The organism is Halobacteriovorax sp. RZ-2 (assembly GCF_043196685.1).
In the GTDB taxonomy this organism is placed as follows: Bacteria; Bdellovibrionota; Bacteriovoracia; order Bacteriovoracales; family Bacteriovoracaceae; genus Halobacteriovorax_A.
Genome location: NZ_JBEBMR010000001.1, coordinates 1,041,963 through 1,056,363, shown reverse-complemented (window position 1 = coordinate 1,056,363; position 14,401 = coordinate 1,041,963). Strand labels below are relative to the sequence as shown.

Genomic DNA, 14,401 nt, shown 5'->3' with positions numbered 1-14,401 from the left:
GGCTTTTTACTTTTAGGTCCAAATAATGAGTAAGAAAATTTTCCTAGCAACAGATCACGGTGCTTTCGAACAAAAAGAAGCAGTTAAGAAATTCTTAATTGAAGAAGGTTATGAAGTAGAGGATCTTGGGACGCATTCGACAGATTCATGTCACTACCCTGAGTATGCAATCGCTTTAGCAAAGGCCGTGCAAAAAGAGGGGAAAGGTATCCTTCTTTGTGGGTCGGGAATTGGAGTATGCATGGTTGCCAATAAGTTTAAAGGAATTAGAGCAGCTCTTTGTCATAGCGTCGATCTAGCAAGGCTTTCTCGTGAGCACAACAACGCAAATGTAATTTGCTTTGGTGGCCGTATTTCAACTAGTGAAGAAGTTTTGGCCATGACTAAGGTATGGCTATCGACTGAGTTTGAAGGCGGCAGACATCAGACTCGCATTGACATGTTCACTGACCTCGGTGAAAATTAATCTTATGTTTAAAGTTAAATGGACTGAATATATCTCATTCTTTGTTATCTTAGTTATTGGTATCTATAGCCTATATATATCAAGAACTGATTTAGCTTATTTTGATAAAGTACTTAGCGCACAAAATGGACTACTCGAATGGTTTACTTTTGTTGGCCTATGTCTCATTTCATTTGGTTATTTTTACAGACGCAGAGTTCTCGCAAAATTTAGAGATTCAAAATTTCTTCTTATGCTCGTTATTCAAGGTGTGTTCTATGTTATCTGTGCCTTGGAAGAGGTGAGTTGGGGACAACGTATCTTTGATTGGAATTCCCCTGAAATGTTTAGGGATATCAATAGTGTTCTTCTCGAAACAAATTTTCAAAATTGGTTAATTGCTCGTGGAGTTTCTCATGAGTCTTGGAACCTCTTTCTAAGAGTTATTCTATTTATTTATCTTTTTGCTGTTCCTATTTCATATCTTAAAGTTGAAAAGGCAAAGCAATTCATTGATAAATTTGCACTGCCTGTTCCAAAGGCAACTCATATTATAAGTTTCATGATTCTTCTTGTGATTACACTTTTTATTCCTAGTGATAATAAAGTGCAATTTGCTGAGTTTTGTTTGACTTGGGTTTTAACGGCCCTAACACTAGAGCCATTTAACCGCAGTATGTTTTCTCGTCGAAGTCTTGTTCGCTAGTTAAGCGTGCTTTATACAGCTTGGACATTTTCTTTTTAGCATTCTTCTGTAAGCACTAGTTGTCTTGTGAAAGTAGCTTGTAGCCTTTTGGCCCATATTACTTTCAATTAGCCAGCTAAACTTATTTACAAGTGGGTATAGCTTAGCAAGATGAGTGATCACTTCGTCACCCTTTAAAACTTTCTTATCACTTGTGATGTAGTGAACAACTTCTTGGCATTCTTCTTTATTTAGTTCGGGATAAGCTTGATAGAGCTTTTCATCGTTAACACTTACAAAGTTAACAGACTTGGCCTCTTCTAAGCGTGCTAGAGAATCCTTGAATCTGACACATAGTGGACATTCATCATCGAAAATGAGAATTGGTAATTTGTAATTTTCTTCCATGAAAACAACCTTTTATTTTTATTGTGCTCCTAATTTCTTAGTCGCTGAGTAACGATATCTTCTTGATATGATCTCAAAAATATTACTAGATTTATCTTTTGTAATTCCTGCATTTCTTTGTGCTCTTTGTGAGAAGTCTAAAATTTCTGCACTAGCATTTGCATTATCTTTCTTTTTCTTCTTTAGTAGGTGAGCGTATGGATTTACGGCCTTTTTCTTTTTCTTCTTTTTATTGTCTAAACCGCTACCACCTCTAAAGTAGAGTCCATTATTTTTTGGTTTATAAGAAGCAGTATACTTAGCAGACTTTCCTCTAAGCCCTGAAGCACGAGATTTAAGTTTTGCTTCAGCTGACTTGCTTTCATTCGTCTCAGGAGTTGCAGAAATCGCATTTGCAACGGCACCATCAAATCCAAGTTGTCTTAAGCCTTCTGCGATTTTTGCATCTTTCTTCTTATAATTATCTGGTAGATTGATTTTGTTAAGCCCTTCTTTTAGTTTATCGTTGGCCATCGCAAAAATCTTTCCTGACGTCGATTTGAAGCTATTTGAGCTATCTCCTGGAGTCGATATACCGTTTGTCATTTTATAGAAGTCATCTAGACTTGTTCCAAGTCCACCCGGAATATACATTCCTCCAATCTTTGATGAGATTCTTGAATCGAGACATGAATTTGTTTGGCGACAAGTACAGTTAAGGTCTTCTTTCACATTATTGTCGACACAAGTAACTTGCCAGTTATTATTCTGAGCAGTTCTTTGTCTAATTTGCGGATAACAATACTTAACATCATTCATTGTTTCAGGCTGGCTACAATAGCAATCACGATCTGAAACAGGATTACATTTACCTTTACCACTTAATTTATTGGCAACGTTATTTAACTTGTCAGCAGCATCACCATGCATCTTGTGTTCCCACATATAGTAGCTCGTCATAAGAGTTGAAGCACCTAGCTTTACCCAGTTACTCCAGCCACTTGTGAATCCACCTTGTGTGGCCATCGAGGCAATATAACAAACAGTCGTCGCTCCCCATCCTTTCCTCTGGATATCAACAGACTTTTGACGATCACGGTGTGAACGTGCTTGCTTATAAAGCGCCTGGCTTTGAGCATTTTCAACATCTGGTTCAGTAGCAAGCGCAAACTCATCACTCTTTTGCTGAGTCACACGTGCAATAACCTCTGCCCCCATCGGGATATACTGGCAATAATCAGTACCTTCTTTCTCGCTTGCTTTGTCATGTTCTGATTGCGCTTCCTTTAGATCTTCAGGTGTAGCACTAGAGTCGGCCATGGCCTCGGCCTTACCTTCTTGGTTAAAACTAATCCCCTTATCACTGTACTTGGCAGCAACATCTTTCTTAGTCACAACATCGATTTGATTGAATTTACCACCGCCTCCAGCTTGAGACATGGCCGGCATAATAATAGAGTAGGCTTGTCCTACGGCCTTAAACATTGAAGGTGACATTCCCATGAATTTCTCACCGTCAGTTGCATCGCCACCCTTTCTTATACTTTCACACTCTTGAGAAGTCCCACATTCCTCGGCCCACTTTTCATCAGCTTCTCTTTGCTGATAACCGGCGTGCGTATAATTCTCCATTGTATGCTTATCTCTGTCCGTAATATTTCCAGACTCAACATCGGCTTCCGAAGGAGCTTCGTAGTTGCTATTTTGTCCATAAGACAATATTGAACTCGTTACTAAAAATAACGTCACGAGAGTGGTGAATATTTTTGATTTTGGCCTCAACATTAGCTAACCCCAATTATTTAGATTCTTTTTGATTTTAACACGCTGTGGTGCTACTCGGGAGGTCTGTAATATATGCCTCATTAAAAACCATGTAAATTCAATGGGTTATGCGGGTGGTTGCTTTAGAAATCTGAAAAAACGATGCACATAATTTGGGGCATCTTCTAGGGGCCATTAGTTGCCAAAAATACCTGAAATTGCTAGATTAAAGGCATAACCTAATTTGTGAGAAATATCATGGCAAATACATCAACAAAAGCTAATACTAATGACAAAAAACCGCGTGAAGCTGAGTTATCTCATTCAATGGTTCACTATCTTTTAGCAATTCATAAGCTAAAAGAAGACAAGGGTTATGCTCGAGTTACAGATATTGCCAAAGACTTAGGTTTAACTAAGGGATCAGTTTCAACGGCCCTTAATAATCTTAAAAAACGTAATCTAGTTAAAGAGGAAGATGATACAAAATTTCTTCTCTTAACTGATGACGGTCACGATGAAGTTCACAAGACTTTAACTTCTCGTACTCTTCTCTATTACTTCCTAAAAGACTTTGTTGGTGTTTCAGAAACAGTCGCTGAAAAAGACTCTTGTATGATTGAGCACCTTTTAAGTGAGGAAACTAGTACAAAATTCTTTGAATTCATGAAGACACTTTCTTGCTCATGTGACGATCTTGCAAAAAGTGGTAAACTTCCTAAAGGTTTTAATTTTCAGACAACTTTAAGTCTTTGTGACTACAAGTCCGCTGAAGAATTTATGGAAGGTCAAAAGGGTGATACGTACTTACAGGAAGAGAAAGACGCTTAAATTCTTATTTCTTTTAATTCTGGGCATATCACTATCAACTGCATCAGCAACTGAGTATTGTTTTAATCGTAAACGGCCAATTCATACCATTCGTATGGATCTGTTGAAATACGTTATTGATGGTGAAAAAATCAAAATTGATTCTCATAAGAATTGCTTAAACTTAGAAGTTAAATCATATCGCCAAGAATTATTTCGAAAATTAGTAAATAAATACTTTCCAAATGAGTTAGAGAAAAGCTCTGTGTCTCATTTCACTCAAGAGATGTGTAAATTCAAAATGAAAGAAGTGACAAAGCTTAATGATAAGGTCAACGAGCAGCTCTCGGACATTATTAGTTCTCAAGGCAATAGTTTTGAAATGGACTTCGGCGGTGAAGTCTATCATGTAATTTGTAAGAAGAAGGGGAGTATTTATCTTCTCGATTTAAGAAGTAAGAAGAATAAGGACCATTTAACGACTTTAACTTTTAGTTTAGGAAAATGGGTCGACTTAACTTCACTGACTAAGCTTGAAAATAAAGAATACTCTCTTATGGTGATTGAATAATGAAAAATATTATTACGGCCGTTAAGGAGATCAATGCTGGTCTTTTTGGGCTATCTCAAAATGAGAGAAGAAATATTCTCTTAGTTACATTTACACTCTTTCTAGCATTCTTCTCATACCCAATGATTCGTTCGAGCTCAACTGCTCTCTTTATTCAGAATTTTGGCGCTAAGAGTACACCGTGGATTTGGTTATCTTCGGTAATGTTTCTTGGTCTCAGCGTTAGCATCATCAATGAACTACAAAAGTACTTCTCCATTGCGATAATCTTTAATGGGATTGTGGCAATATCGCTGGCCCTTATGGGAGGCGCTCTAATTGCACTTGGAAATGGAGTTGCTTACGGAAGCGCTGTCTTTGCCGTTTGGAAGGAAGTTTATATTATTTTAGTCGTCCATTTATCATTGGGGTATCTTAACTCTGTGATTGACTTTAGAGTCGCAAAACTCGTCTATGGTCCACTAGGGGCCTTGGGTTCTCTTGGAGGAATCTTTGGAGGACTCCTTACGACAAAGCTAATGAAGGGGATGGGAGTATTCTATGCTGCTTCTTGTGGCCTACTCATTCTTGCTCTAGTCATTATTATTTTTAGTTTTACCCAAAAGCAATTCTTAGCACTCAAAGAAAAGTCTCCAATCTCTTCACTCGCAGATAAGAAGCTTTATGTCTTCTTTATTTGTGGACTAATTATTCTTTCCCAAGTGGTAATTAACTTGGCAAATTATAAATTTAATCTAGGACTTGAAGTATTTAAAGATGCTAATGAGAAGGGTGCCTATCTTGGCAATATTTATTCATCGATTAATGCCATTTCACTAATTGTTCAAATTGTTATTATTCCAATTGCATTTAAATATTTTAAAGTTTCATCAGTCCATATCTTTATTCCATTTGTTTTCTTTATCCTGATTATTTTGGATCGCATGGAATACTTGGGATTACTCGGAACAGCAATTTTATTTGTAGGCTTTAAAGGTTTAGATTATTCGATCTTTTCGGCAGCTAAGGAGATGCTATATTTCCCTTTGAGCAAAGAACAAAAGTACGGGGCCAAGTATATCGTGGATATGGTTGTCTACCGTGCGTCAAAAATGGGTATTTCAGCTCTACTATTAGTGTTTACAAGTTTGGCTTTTACTCAAAATATGCTAATAATATCAGTGTTACTCTGGCTAGTTCTAGCGGCCTTTATGGCCATTAAATTTCGCTCGGAGTAATGTCTTTAATAAGATTCATTTAGGAGTTTATATGTCTAATCCATTATTAGAAAAATTCACAAATCCACATGGTGCAAGACCATTTGATACAATCAAAAACGAGCATTACATGCCAGCAATTCGCGAAGCAATTAAGATTCACAAAGAAGAAATCGAAGCGATTAAAAACTTTGATGGTGAACTTACATTTGTAAATATCATTGAGCCATATGCAAACTCAGGAAGTGCAATTGAAGATATTTCAATGATCTTCTTTAACCTAAAGTCAGCAAACACAAATGATGAGATGAATGAAATCGCAAAAGAATTCTCTCCATTATTAACTGCTCATGGTAACGACGTTAACCTTGATGCTGATCTTTTTGCAAAAGTTAAAGTTGTTTTCGATAACAAAGAAAATGAAGACTTAAATGCTGAGCAGATGACTCTTCTTACAAAGATCTATAAAGGATTCGTAAGAAATGGTGCTCTTCTAAGTGAAGAAGATAAGAACAAAGTAAGAAAGATTGATGAAGAACTTTCAAAACTAGGTCTGGAGTTTTCTGACAACCTTTTAAAAGAGACTAATAAATTTGAAATGGTTCTAGATAACAAAGAAGATCTTGCAGGACTTCCAGAAGGACTTATTGAAGCTGCTGCAATGACAGCAACTGAAAAGGGTCACGAAGGTAAGTGGGTTTTCACTCTAGATTACCCAAGCTTTGGGCCATTCATTACTTATGCTCAAAATCGTGAATTACGTAAGAAGATGACAATCGCTTCTGGGACTAAGTGTGCTAAAGGTGATGAACTTGATAATCAAGAAAACGTAAAAAGAATTGCTCAGCTTCGTTTTGAAAGAGCTGGTATTCTTGGATACAAGAGCCACGCTGATTATATCTTAGAAGAACGTATGGCCATGAGTGCACAAAATGTTTTTGATCTTCTAAATAACTTAAAAGAAAAAGCAATGCCTGCTGCAATTGAGCATATGGATGAAGTTAAAGCCTATGCTAAAGAGCAAGACGGAGTGGAAGACTTCTCTTCATGGGACTATATGTACTACTATGAGAAGTTAAAGAAAGAAAGATATAGCATTGATGATGAAATGCTAAAACCATACTTTAAGTTAGAAAATGTTCTTAATGGTGTTTTTGAAGTTGCAACTAAGCTTTATGGACTAAACTTTAAAGAAGTATCTAATGTTCCAAAGTATCACCAAGATGTAATGACTTATGAAATTACTGATCGTGATGGAAATTTCATTTCACTATTCTACGGTGATTACTTCCCTCGTGCATCTAAGCGTGGTGGAGCATGGATGACAGCATTTAGAGAACAATATGTTCTTAACGGTGAAGATATCCGTCCTCACATTGCAAATGTTTGTAACTTTACAAAGCCAACAACAACGAAGCCATCACTTCTTACTTTCAATGAAGTGACAACGCTATTCCACGAATTTGGTCACGCGCTTCACGGTATCCTAACTAAGTGTCAGTACCGTATGCTGTCTGGTCCAAATGTATTCTGGGACTTTGTTGAGCTTCCATCACAAATTATGGAAAACTGGGCATTTGAAAAAGAATGCTTAGACCTATTTGCTAAGCACTATGAAACTGGAGAGTTAATTCCAGCTGAATTAGTACAAAAGCTAAAAGATAGTTCAAACTTTGGAGAGGGTCGTCACACTATTCGTCAACTAAGCCTAGGTCTACTTGATATGGCATGGCACTCAGGTGATCCATCAAATATTACAAATGTAGAAGAATTTGAAAATCTTGCAACTCAAGATGTTCAACTACTTCCTAAAGTTGCTGGAACAATGGTTTCAACTTCATTTGGTCACATCTTCGCAGGTGGATATTCTGCTGGTTACTACTCGTACAAATGGGCCGAAGTTCTAGATGCAGATGCATTTGAGTTATTTCTAGAAGAAGGGATCTTTAATACAACAATTGCAGATCGTTTCAGAGAAAATATCCTTGAAAAAGGTGGTTCAGAACATCCAATGGATCTTTACAAGAAGTTCCGTGGACGTGAGCCAGAGGTTGATGCACTACTTAGACGTGGTGGTCTGATTTAAGCGCTCCGCAAAATTGGCCGCCCTCGTCAGCTTCGGCTCCTGCCTCTCGCTGACATACCGGTCATCGTAACCATAAAGGCCAGTCTATTGTTTGCGGCGCTAGCTCCCCAGTCTTTAGCTAAAAAATTATTTCAACAAGCCGACGTTTATGTCGGCTTTGTTGTCTCAGGAGCAATGGGAAAGTTTTCGATTGTGGCAAATAACCGAAAGCCGCGCCTACGGCTAGCTTCCTTAAATCACATTCATCTCAGCTTCAAAACTGCCCGCTGGGCACTTTTGCCGCAGGATGTCTCTCTGGAGCAATGGGAAAGCCATCGCAAAGAAGAAGCGATACTTTAGCTTTGCTAAAGTTAGCAATAGAGCTTACTTATTAGCAGATTTTTTCGTCTCAAAGATTTCTTTAGCATGTGACCATGTAAAGTAATCCTTCGCATTCTTAAGCTCAAGTAGGTGAGGAATCAACTGATTCGAGTAATCAATCGAGCTCTCTTTCGGCAGCGCTGAAGGAAGATTATCAATCGCAATAATATTACATTCATGATCAATCGAACTTTCAATTTTATGAAGTGGCCTGTCCCAAGTTGTATGAACATCGTAAACCGGGATAGGGTTGAGGTCACTATTAGGATCACAACTAACATCACAGATATATGATAGTTTTTGATTCTTCTCCATAAGTGATTTATCTAGAAATGGAGGAATCTTCGTTGTCATGAGAACTGTATTAATAAAAATGTCGGCCTTAAGAATTTCATTAAATGGGCCACCAACTTTCGTTTCTTGAACGTCCCAGTTAATTGATTCAAGCTCTAGGTCTGTAAGAAGTTCTCGTGCCCCACTTCCACAACGTCCAAGGGCACCAATAATAAAAGTCGAAGGGTTTTGTTTTCCGTTTCTTTTCTCATTGATAATCTTAAGCCACTCATCTTTAGAAGAGTAATGCCTCAGGGTAGCTGGGGAATTTGAGAAGAAGTTCTCGATACTAAGTGCAGCCCCAACATAGCCTGCCCAGTAACCAAAAGCGGCAACACGTCTTTTATCTTCGTTTAGTAGAAATTCGAGATCGAATAGGGTTCCTTCACCTTTTCGATAGCGATCAAAGACTTTTTGAGATCCGTTTTGGCCCTTGTAAATATGGGCAAAGTAAATATGATTGTGTTTTAGTGGAAATTCATCCGTTTCTTTTAGTTCTTTTAAGCCTAGAATAAAAATATCGTCACCAACTGGTGCTTCAGTAACCCAAGCATGGCTTTCTTTTATTTCACAGCCAATATTTTCATATTCTTCGATTGGAAAAATTCGATCATTTGATTTTTCGACGACTACTTTATAGCCTGCATCGATTAACTTTTTTGCATTTTCTGGTGTTAGAGGAGTTCTTTTTTCAAATGCCTTATCTTCATCTCTTAACCATACTGTTGTCATATTTAATAACCTTGTCTTTAATTAGATTTTATCCTGTATTGATGTATCCCTATCGACGGTTTCATTGTTTAAGTTAAATAATGCTTTCATATCTGAAAATAACATTCTCGGGAAAATAAGTGCACAGAATGCAATACAGACGACAATAAGGATCTCTTCTGTAGCATATTGATTTCCAATAAATGTAAGGATAATCCCACCTAATATATTTGGGACAACGAAGCCAAGATCTAGTAGGGCAAATATCCTCGCTAGGTACTTTGTTTCGACTTTAAGGGAAACATAATTTAGTTGATTTGTAATACGAACGAATACAACAAATCCCCAAACAAAGAAAATCATTAATGTTGCAGTATAAGAAGCCGTGTATAGCCATATTGCCATGAGAACAGGTTCTAAATAGAGTGTCGTAATAATTAATTTTCCAACAGGTTTATCTTTGAAAATTGTAGAACTGGCCCAACCACCAAATAGGCCACCAAGGCCAAAGAGCGCTAAGGCTATCCCGTAATCTTGCTTTGTGGCCCCGAGGGTCTCAGTAAGATATGGAAGAATCAGGGGAAACATAAACCCAAGTACTAAACCTTCAATGATGACATTTGAAATGACGGCAAAGAGCTCTTTTTGTGTTCGGGCATATTTAATACCGTTCTTTATTTCAGATAAGAAGCTCTCACTGTTCCCCTCTTGTTTTGGCGGGTTATAGGTTAAGCTCATAATAAAGTAGATTCCAACAATGTAAGTTAGAAAATCGAGGGCGACGACTTCCTTAATACCACCAAACGCCGTAAACATTGTTGCACCAAGAAATGGCCCAATCATGTGTAGAACAGCAAATGCCGAGCCAAATAGTGCATTGGCACGATTCATATCTTTTTGGGGAACAATGTCATTTACCATTGCCTGTCTAGTGGGGTTGTACATCCCTGTAAAAAGGGCGATTAGGCCGTCACATAGAATGACCACTTCAGGAGTTTTAGCAAAGATAATTGTGAAAATAATTGGGATACGAATATAGTTCGTAAACAGAAGGACATTCTTGCGATTATATTTCTCGCCGATGACCCCACCAATTAAGTTTCCGATTGTTAGAAAGAAGAGGAATACTGCACGTGCGGCACCAAGATAGCTCTTATTATGATTTGATAACTCAAATACTAAGAGCATTAGCGCTGTTTCTGAAACAAATGAGCCAAGCTCAGATGTCAGACCTGCAATATAGAGCCTTCTAAAATTTTGATAACGTAAAACCTTAGGAAGCTTGAACATAATTAGGATCTTTTAGCTAAGAATTCATCAACGGAAGTATCGAATTCTGAAACAATTCTATCGACAATCTCTTTTACTGTTTCAATCTTTTCAATGAACTCAATAGAAGGACCGGCAACCCATACTGTTTTATATGTGGCTCCGAAAGCTGCATTTTCAACGGCCTTCATTCCCTTGTAACCAGTAAGCATCTTTGCATATTTTTTTAGCTTCTTATTCTTGCTCATGGCCTTTTCAACAATATTTTGTTCAGTTCCGATTTTTTGAACATAAGGAGTATTGATAACTGTACAAGGTGTACCTGAAATCTTATTCGACATCACAATATCTTTAGCTCCGTATTGAACAACGGCTTCTTTATATGCATCAGATACAATTGATTCTTTAGTGGCAATAAAAGGTGACCCAATAGAGACTCCTTCACATCCTAGCGCCATGATACTAAATAGGCCTGATCCTGTTGCAATCCCACCTGCCGAGATAACTGGAATATCTAAGTTCTTCTTAAGTAGGGGAACAAGGATGCTTGCAGGTGTTGGACCTGCGTGCCCGCCAGCTCCTGAGTTTACAGCGATAACCGCATCGGCTCCCTGATCTTGTACCTTTTGAGCATATTTTAAATCAACAACGTCACAGATGATCTTAGTTCCTTGTGGACGACATTTTTCGATAACTTCTTTCGGGTTTCCAAGTGAAGTGATGATGAAGTCTGGTGCATACTTAGCACAAAGATCAATTTGTTTGTGCATGTGAATGTTTGACTGGTTTACAATGATATTGATTCCAAATGGACCTTCACATCTTTCTTTTAATTCCTTTAGGCCTTCTTCAAATTCTTCTGGAGTTCGCCAGTTAAGTGCCGGTATACAACCCATAATACCTGCTTTAGAAGCTTCTACTAGCATATCAATACTAGTCACAAGAAACATCGGTGCCATAATAATAGGGTATTTAATATTAAAAGTTTCAGTTAGCCATGTTTTCATCATATGCAATCCATTCTCTATATGTTTATTGCTTAATTATAATGTATTTTTTTGTATTTAACACCTAAGATTACTTGCACAATTTCTTCCCTCAACGTACTCTTAAAGAATGAGCTCACAAGAAATAAATAAGCTACCTGACTTCTCCGCAATTCGAGAAAATATAGAAACAGAACGTAAAACGATTATTAAGGTCAATAATTTTTCCGATGATGATAGTTATGTTAGAGCAAGTGAAGATGCTCTTGTCGTTCTTGGCTTTCTTGAGTCAACGCTAACTAAGTTATGGACAGTTTTTGATGAGAATCCATCTTTAGTTTATTTCTTTAACAAAGACTTCACCAATTTTAATTTATTAATTAAACAAGATAATATCCTTGATTTGATTTTTATTGATGATTGTATGATTCCAGAAAAGGAAGCAATCTTCTTTGGTCAAGATGGTGGGCTGTCTCAAAATATCCTCTCTCTTCACGAGAAAACATTCTATGAGTGGGGACAAAAGGTTGTAAATCAGCATAATGAGACTCAAACCTTTATTCGTTCAGATGTTGATTTAACAAAACATAAAATCAGTGAGCTGAAGTGTCAGTGTATTAAGTGTGTAAATGACTTTAGAGCACTTCTTAGAGACTCAGTCTATGAAAGTTGTGTTGAAATCATTGAATCAACGAAAGAGCAAATTAGAGAAGAGATTGATAATGGAATTCATGTTGTTTCAGATATCGTATTCAATCTTCAAAAAACTCTCGATAAGAATTTCTACAAATTAAGAAATACTATTAAAAGATCTTCTCTAAATAGGTTAGAGAATCAGGTTAAGCAATATTTTAAATCAGAGTTTGCTTATCCATCAGAACTTGCTTCTCTTCACCGAAGAAATGTAAGTATGTTATTTGATCAATACTTAGAAGCAAATGAGCTAAGTACTGATCTAATTACGGATGCGGAGTATGACAAATTCTACCGCTCTCTTTCAACTCATTACTGGAGAAATGAAAGATACCTAGAGCGTGAATTTAAGAAATTCGTAAAATCAATTATCATTCTAAAGAAGAAAGACGTCTCGTCGACAATTCTTCAAGAGTATCTTGGAGAGTTCTGGACACATTCAAATGCCAGGCAAATGAAGAGAAAGATCGTCTACCATATGGGACCTACTAACTCTGGAAAAACTTATCACGCAATTGAAAAGTTATCGAGTGTCCCTAAAGGTTGCTACTTGGCCCCTCTAAGACTTCTGGCCGCAGAGCTTTACGATACACTAAATTCAAAAGGTGCTGTCACAACTCTGCTTACTGGTGAAGAAGTTATTGAGAGAGAAGGTTCAACACACTACTCGTCAACTATTGAAATGGCGCGATTACAAGAAGTCTTTGACTGTTGTGTAATTGATGAGATTCAAATGATTACTGATCCTTCACGTGGTTGGGCATGGACGAGAGCACTTGTTAATATTATGGCCGATGAGGTTCACCTTTGTGGTGATGCTTCTGCTCTTGATCTTGTTAAAGTGATTGTTGATCTTTGTGGCGATGAACTAATTATTAATGAATACACTCGTATGACTGAGCTATCAGTTGAGAGGCATCCAATTGTTCTAGCTGATATGCAAAAGAACGACGCCCTTATTGTATTTTCAAGAAAGAATGCCCTAAGACATAAAAGAGACTTAGAGCGTTTAGGTTATAAAGTTTCGATTGTTTATGGAAGACTTTCTCCTGAAGTACGTCGAGAGCAGGCCCGTAAATTTGATCAGGGTGAAACTGACGTTATCGTTTCAACTGATGCTATTGCGATGGGTATGAACTTACCAATTAAAAGAGTCGTTTTCTCAACTCTTTCTAAGTTCTTTGATGGCCATCAACATGATATTTCTGTAAGTGAGATAAAGCAGATCGGTGGCCGTGCTGGACGTTTCCAGAGATTTCCTCGCGGAACAGTAACTTGTCTAAGAAAGGTCGAAGACGGAATTGAGTCAATCAATGAAGCATTGAGTGCGACACTTGAACAAAGTGATCAGTGTATGGTTGGTCCTGACCTTGATATCTTCAACCAAGTTAACAAAGCACTAATTGATAATAATTTACCAAAGCTAAAGCTTTCAGAATTTCTACGTCTATTTAACACGATGACTTTCCAAGCTCCTTTCTATTGTGTTGATATGAAGGAGATGATTGAGTTAGCAGAGATGGTAGAGGATGCTGATTCAAATGGTATTCTTACTGATGCTGAAATCTTCGGATTTGCTTGTGCTCCAGTAAACCTGGGCCTAATGGATCATGTTCAATTCTATAATTGGATCCTTCATAAATACGTTAATATGGAAGGGATTCCTTGTGAACCGATTGAACACGGTTCAAATGATATTGATTATCTTGAAACTTCGATTAAATGTGTTGAGCTATATCAATGGCTTTCAAGACACTTTAATAATAAAAACTTTGTCTATTCTGAAGTTGAGCTCTTAAATAATAAGCAGCTTGCTATCGATCAACTAAATGAACTTCTTTCACAAAAGATTATTGCTAGATGTTCTTCATGTAGTGTTAAGCTGCCAGAAGACTCTCGTTTTCCTATCTGTGAAGAGTGTTTTGAGAAGCGTAAGGCCAATCGTCGTAAACCTGGTGGAGGACGATTTAAAGGTAAACCTGGGAAGGGTGGAGCCTCTAAAGGATCAACAGGAAGAAACTTCAAAGGTAAAGGGCGTCCTGGACAGAGTCGAAAAAGAAATGTAAGTCGTAAGAGAAAAAATACTACTTCTAAACCTTAGAGAT

Annotated in this window: 13 protein-coding genes; 8 read left to right on the top strand and 5 right to left on the bottom strand. The window is 37.4% G+C overall.

The window, feature by feature from the left end; translation table 11 throughout:
• Positions 1 to 25: 25 nt before the first annotated feature.
• Complete coding sequence (rpiB, locus tag ABMA78_RS04980) at positions 26 to 466, top strand: ribose 5-phosphate isomerase B (RefSeq protein ID WP_392857629.1); 441 nt, start codon at positions 26 to 28, stop codon at positions 464 to 466.
• A gap of 4 nt (positions 467 to 470) precedes the next feature.
• Positions 471 to 1,151 (top strand): hypothetical protein, encoded by a 681-nt coding sequence (locus ABMA78_RS04975; protein ID WP_392857626.1) that lies wholly within the window; start codon positions 471 to 473, stop codon positions 1,149 to 1,151.
• Here the strand turns inward: ABMA78_RS04975 and ABMA78_RS04970 are convergent, their stop codons facing one another.
• Both ABMA78_RS04970 and ABMA78_RS04965 read right to left on the bottom strand, forming a co-directional pair.
• On the bottom strand, positions 1,152 to 1,538 hold the full coding sequence (locus ABMA78_RS04970; RefSeq protein WP_392857624.1) for a thiol-disulfide oxidoreductase DCC family protein: 387 nt from the start codon (positions 1,536 to 1,538) through the stop codon (positions 1,152 to 1,154). It lies immediately after the preceding gene.
• A gap of 18 nt (positions 1,539 to 1,556) precedes the next feature.
• Positions 1,557 to 3,266, bottom strand: a complete 1,710-nt coding sequence (locus ABMA78_RS04965; RefSeq protein WP_392857622.1) for a hypothetical protein — start codon at positions 3,264 to 3,266, stop codon at positions 1,557 to 1,559.
• Between the two features lie 273 nt (positions 3,267 to 3,539).
• On the opposite strand from ABMA78_RS04965, the gene ABMA78_RS04960 reads away from it, so the two are divergent.
• The 5 genes from ABMA78_RS04960 (at position 3,540) to ABMA78_RS04940 (ending at position 8,283) form a co-directional block, all read left to right on the top strand.
• Positions 3,540 to 4,112 carry a metal-dependent transcriptional regulator gene (locus tag ABMA78_RS04960; RefSeq protein WP_392857620.1) on the top strand — a complete coding sequence of 191 codons (573 nt, stop codon included), beginning with the start codon at positions 3,540 to 3,542 and terminating at the stop codon, positions 4,110 to 4,112.
• Between the two features lie 94 nt (positions 4,113 to 4,206).
• Complete coding sequence (locus ABMA78_RS04955) at positions 4,207 to 4,662, top strand: hypothetical protein (RefSeq protein ID WP_392857618.1); 456 nt, start codon at positions 4,207 to 4,209, stop codon at positions 4,660 to 4,662.
• Positions 4,662 to 5,879, top strand: coding sequence for an Npt1/Npt2 family nucleotide transporter (locus ABMA78_RS04950; protein ID WP_392857616.1), 1,218 nt, complete (start codon positions 4,662 to 4,664; stop codon positions 5,877 to 5,879). Before ABMA78_RS04955 ends, ABMA78_RS04950 begins: the two co-directional genes overlap by 1 nt.
• A 31-nt stretch (positions 5,880 to 5,910) precedes the next feature.
• On the top strand, positions 5,911 to 7,944 hold the full coding sequence (locus tag ABMA78_RS04945; RefSeq protein WP_392857614.1) for a M3 family metallopeptidase: 2,034 nt from the start codon (positions 5,911 to 5,913) through the stop codon (positions 7,942 to 7,944).
• 87 nt (positions 7,945 to 8,031) lie between these two features.
• Positions 8,032 to 8,283, top strand: a complete 252-nt coding sequence (locus tag ABMA78_RS04940) for a hypothetical protein (RefSeq protein WP_392857613.1) — start codon at positions 8,032 to 8,034, stop codon at positions 8,281 to 8,283.
• A gap of 24 nt (positions 8,284 to 8,307) precedes the next feature.
• Here the strand turns inward: ABMA78_RS04940 and ABMA78_RS04935 are convergent, their stop codons facing one another.
• From ABMA78_RS04935 to ABMA78_RS04925, 3 genes are read right to left on the bottom strand one after another with little or no spacing between them, the layout of a single operon-like run.
• Positions 8,308 to 9,369 (bottom strand): saccharopine dehydrogenase, encoded by a 1,062-nt coding sequence (locus tag ABMA78_RS04935; protein ID WP_392857612.1) that lies wholly within the window; start codon positions 9,367 to 9,369, stop codon positions 8,308 to 8,310.
• Between the two features lie 21 nt (positions 9,370 to 9,390).
• The gene (locus ABMA78_RS04930; RefSeq protein ID WP_392857610.1) at positions 9,391 to 10,638 is read right to left on the bottom strand and encodes an MFS transporter; all 1,248 of its coding nucleotides are present in this window, start codon (positions 10,636 to 10,638) and stop codon (positions 9,391 to 9,393) included.
• Between the two features lie 2 nt (positions 10,639 to 10,640).
• A complete protein-coding gene (locus tag ABMA78_RS04925; protein ID WP_392857608.1) occupies positions 10,641 to 11,627 on the bottom strand; it encodes an NAD(P)H-dependent flavin oxidoreductase in 987 nt (328 codons plus the stop codon).
• Between the two features lie 106 nt (positions 11,628 to 11,733).
• Between ABMA78_RS04925 and ABMA78_RS04920 the strand changes: the two genes are divergently transcribed.
• A complete protein-coding gene (locus tag ABMA78_RS04920; protein WP_392857605.1) occupies positions 11,734 to 14,397 on the top strand; it encodes a helicase-related protein in 2,664 nt (887 codons plus the stop codon).
• Positions 14,398 to 14,401: the final 4 nt, after the last annotated feature.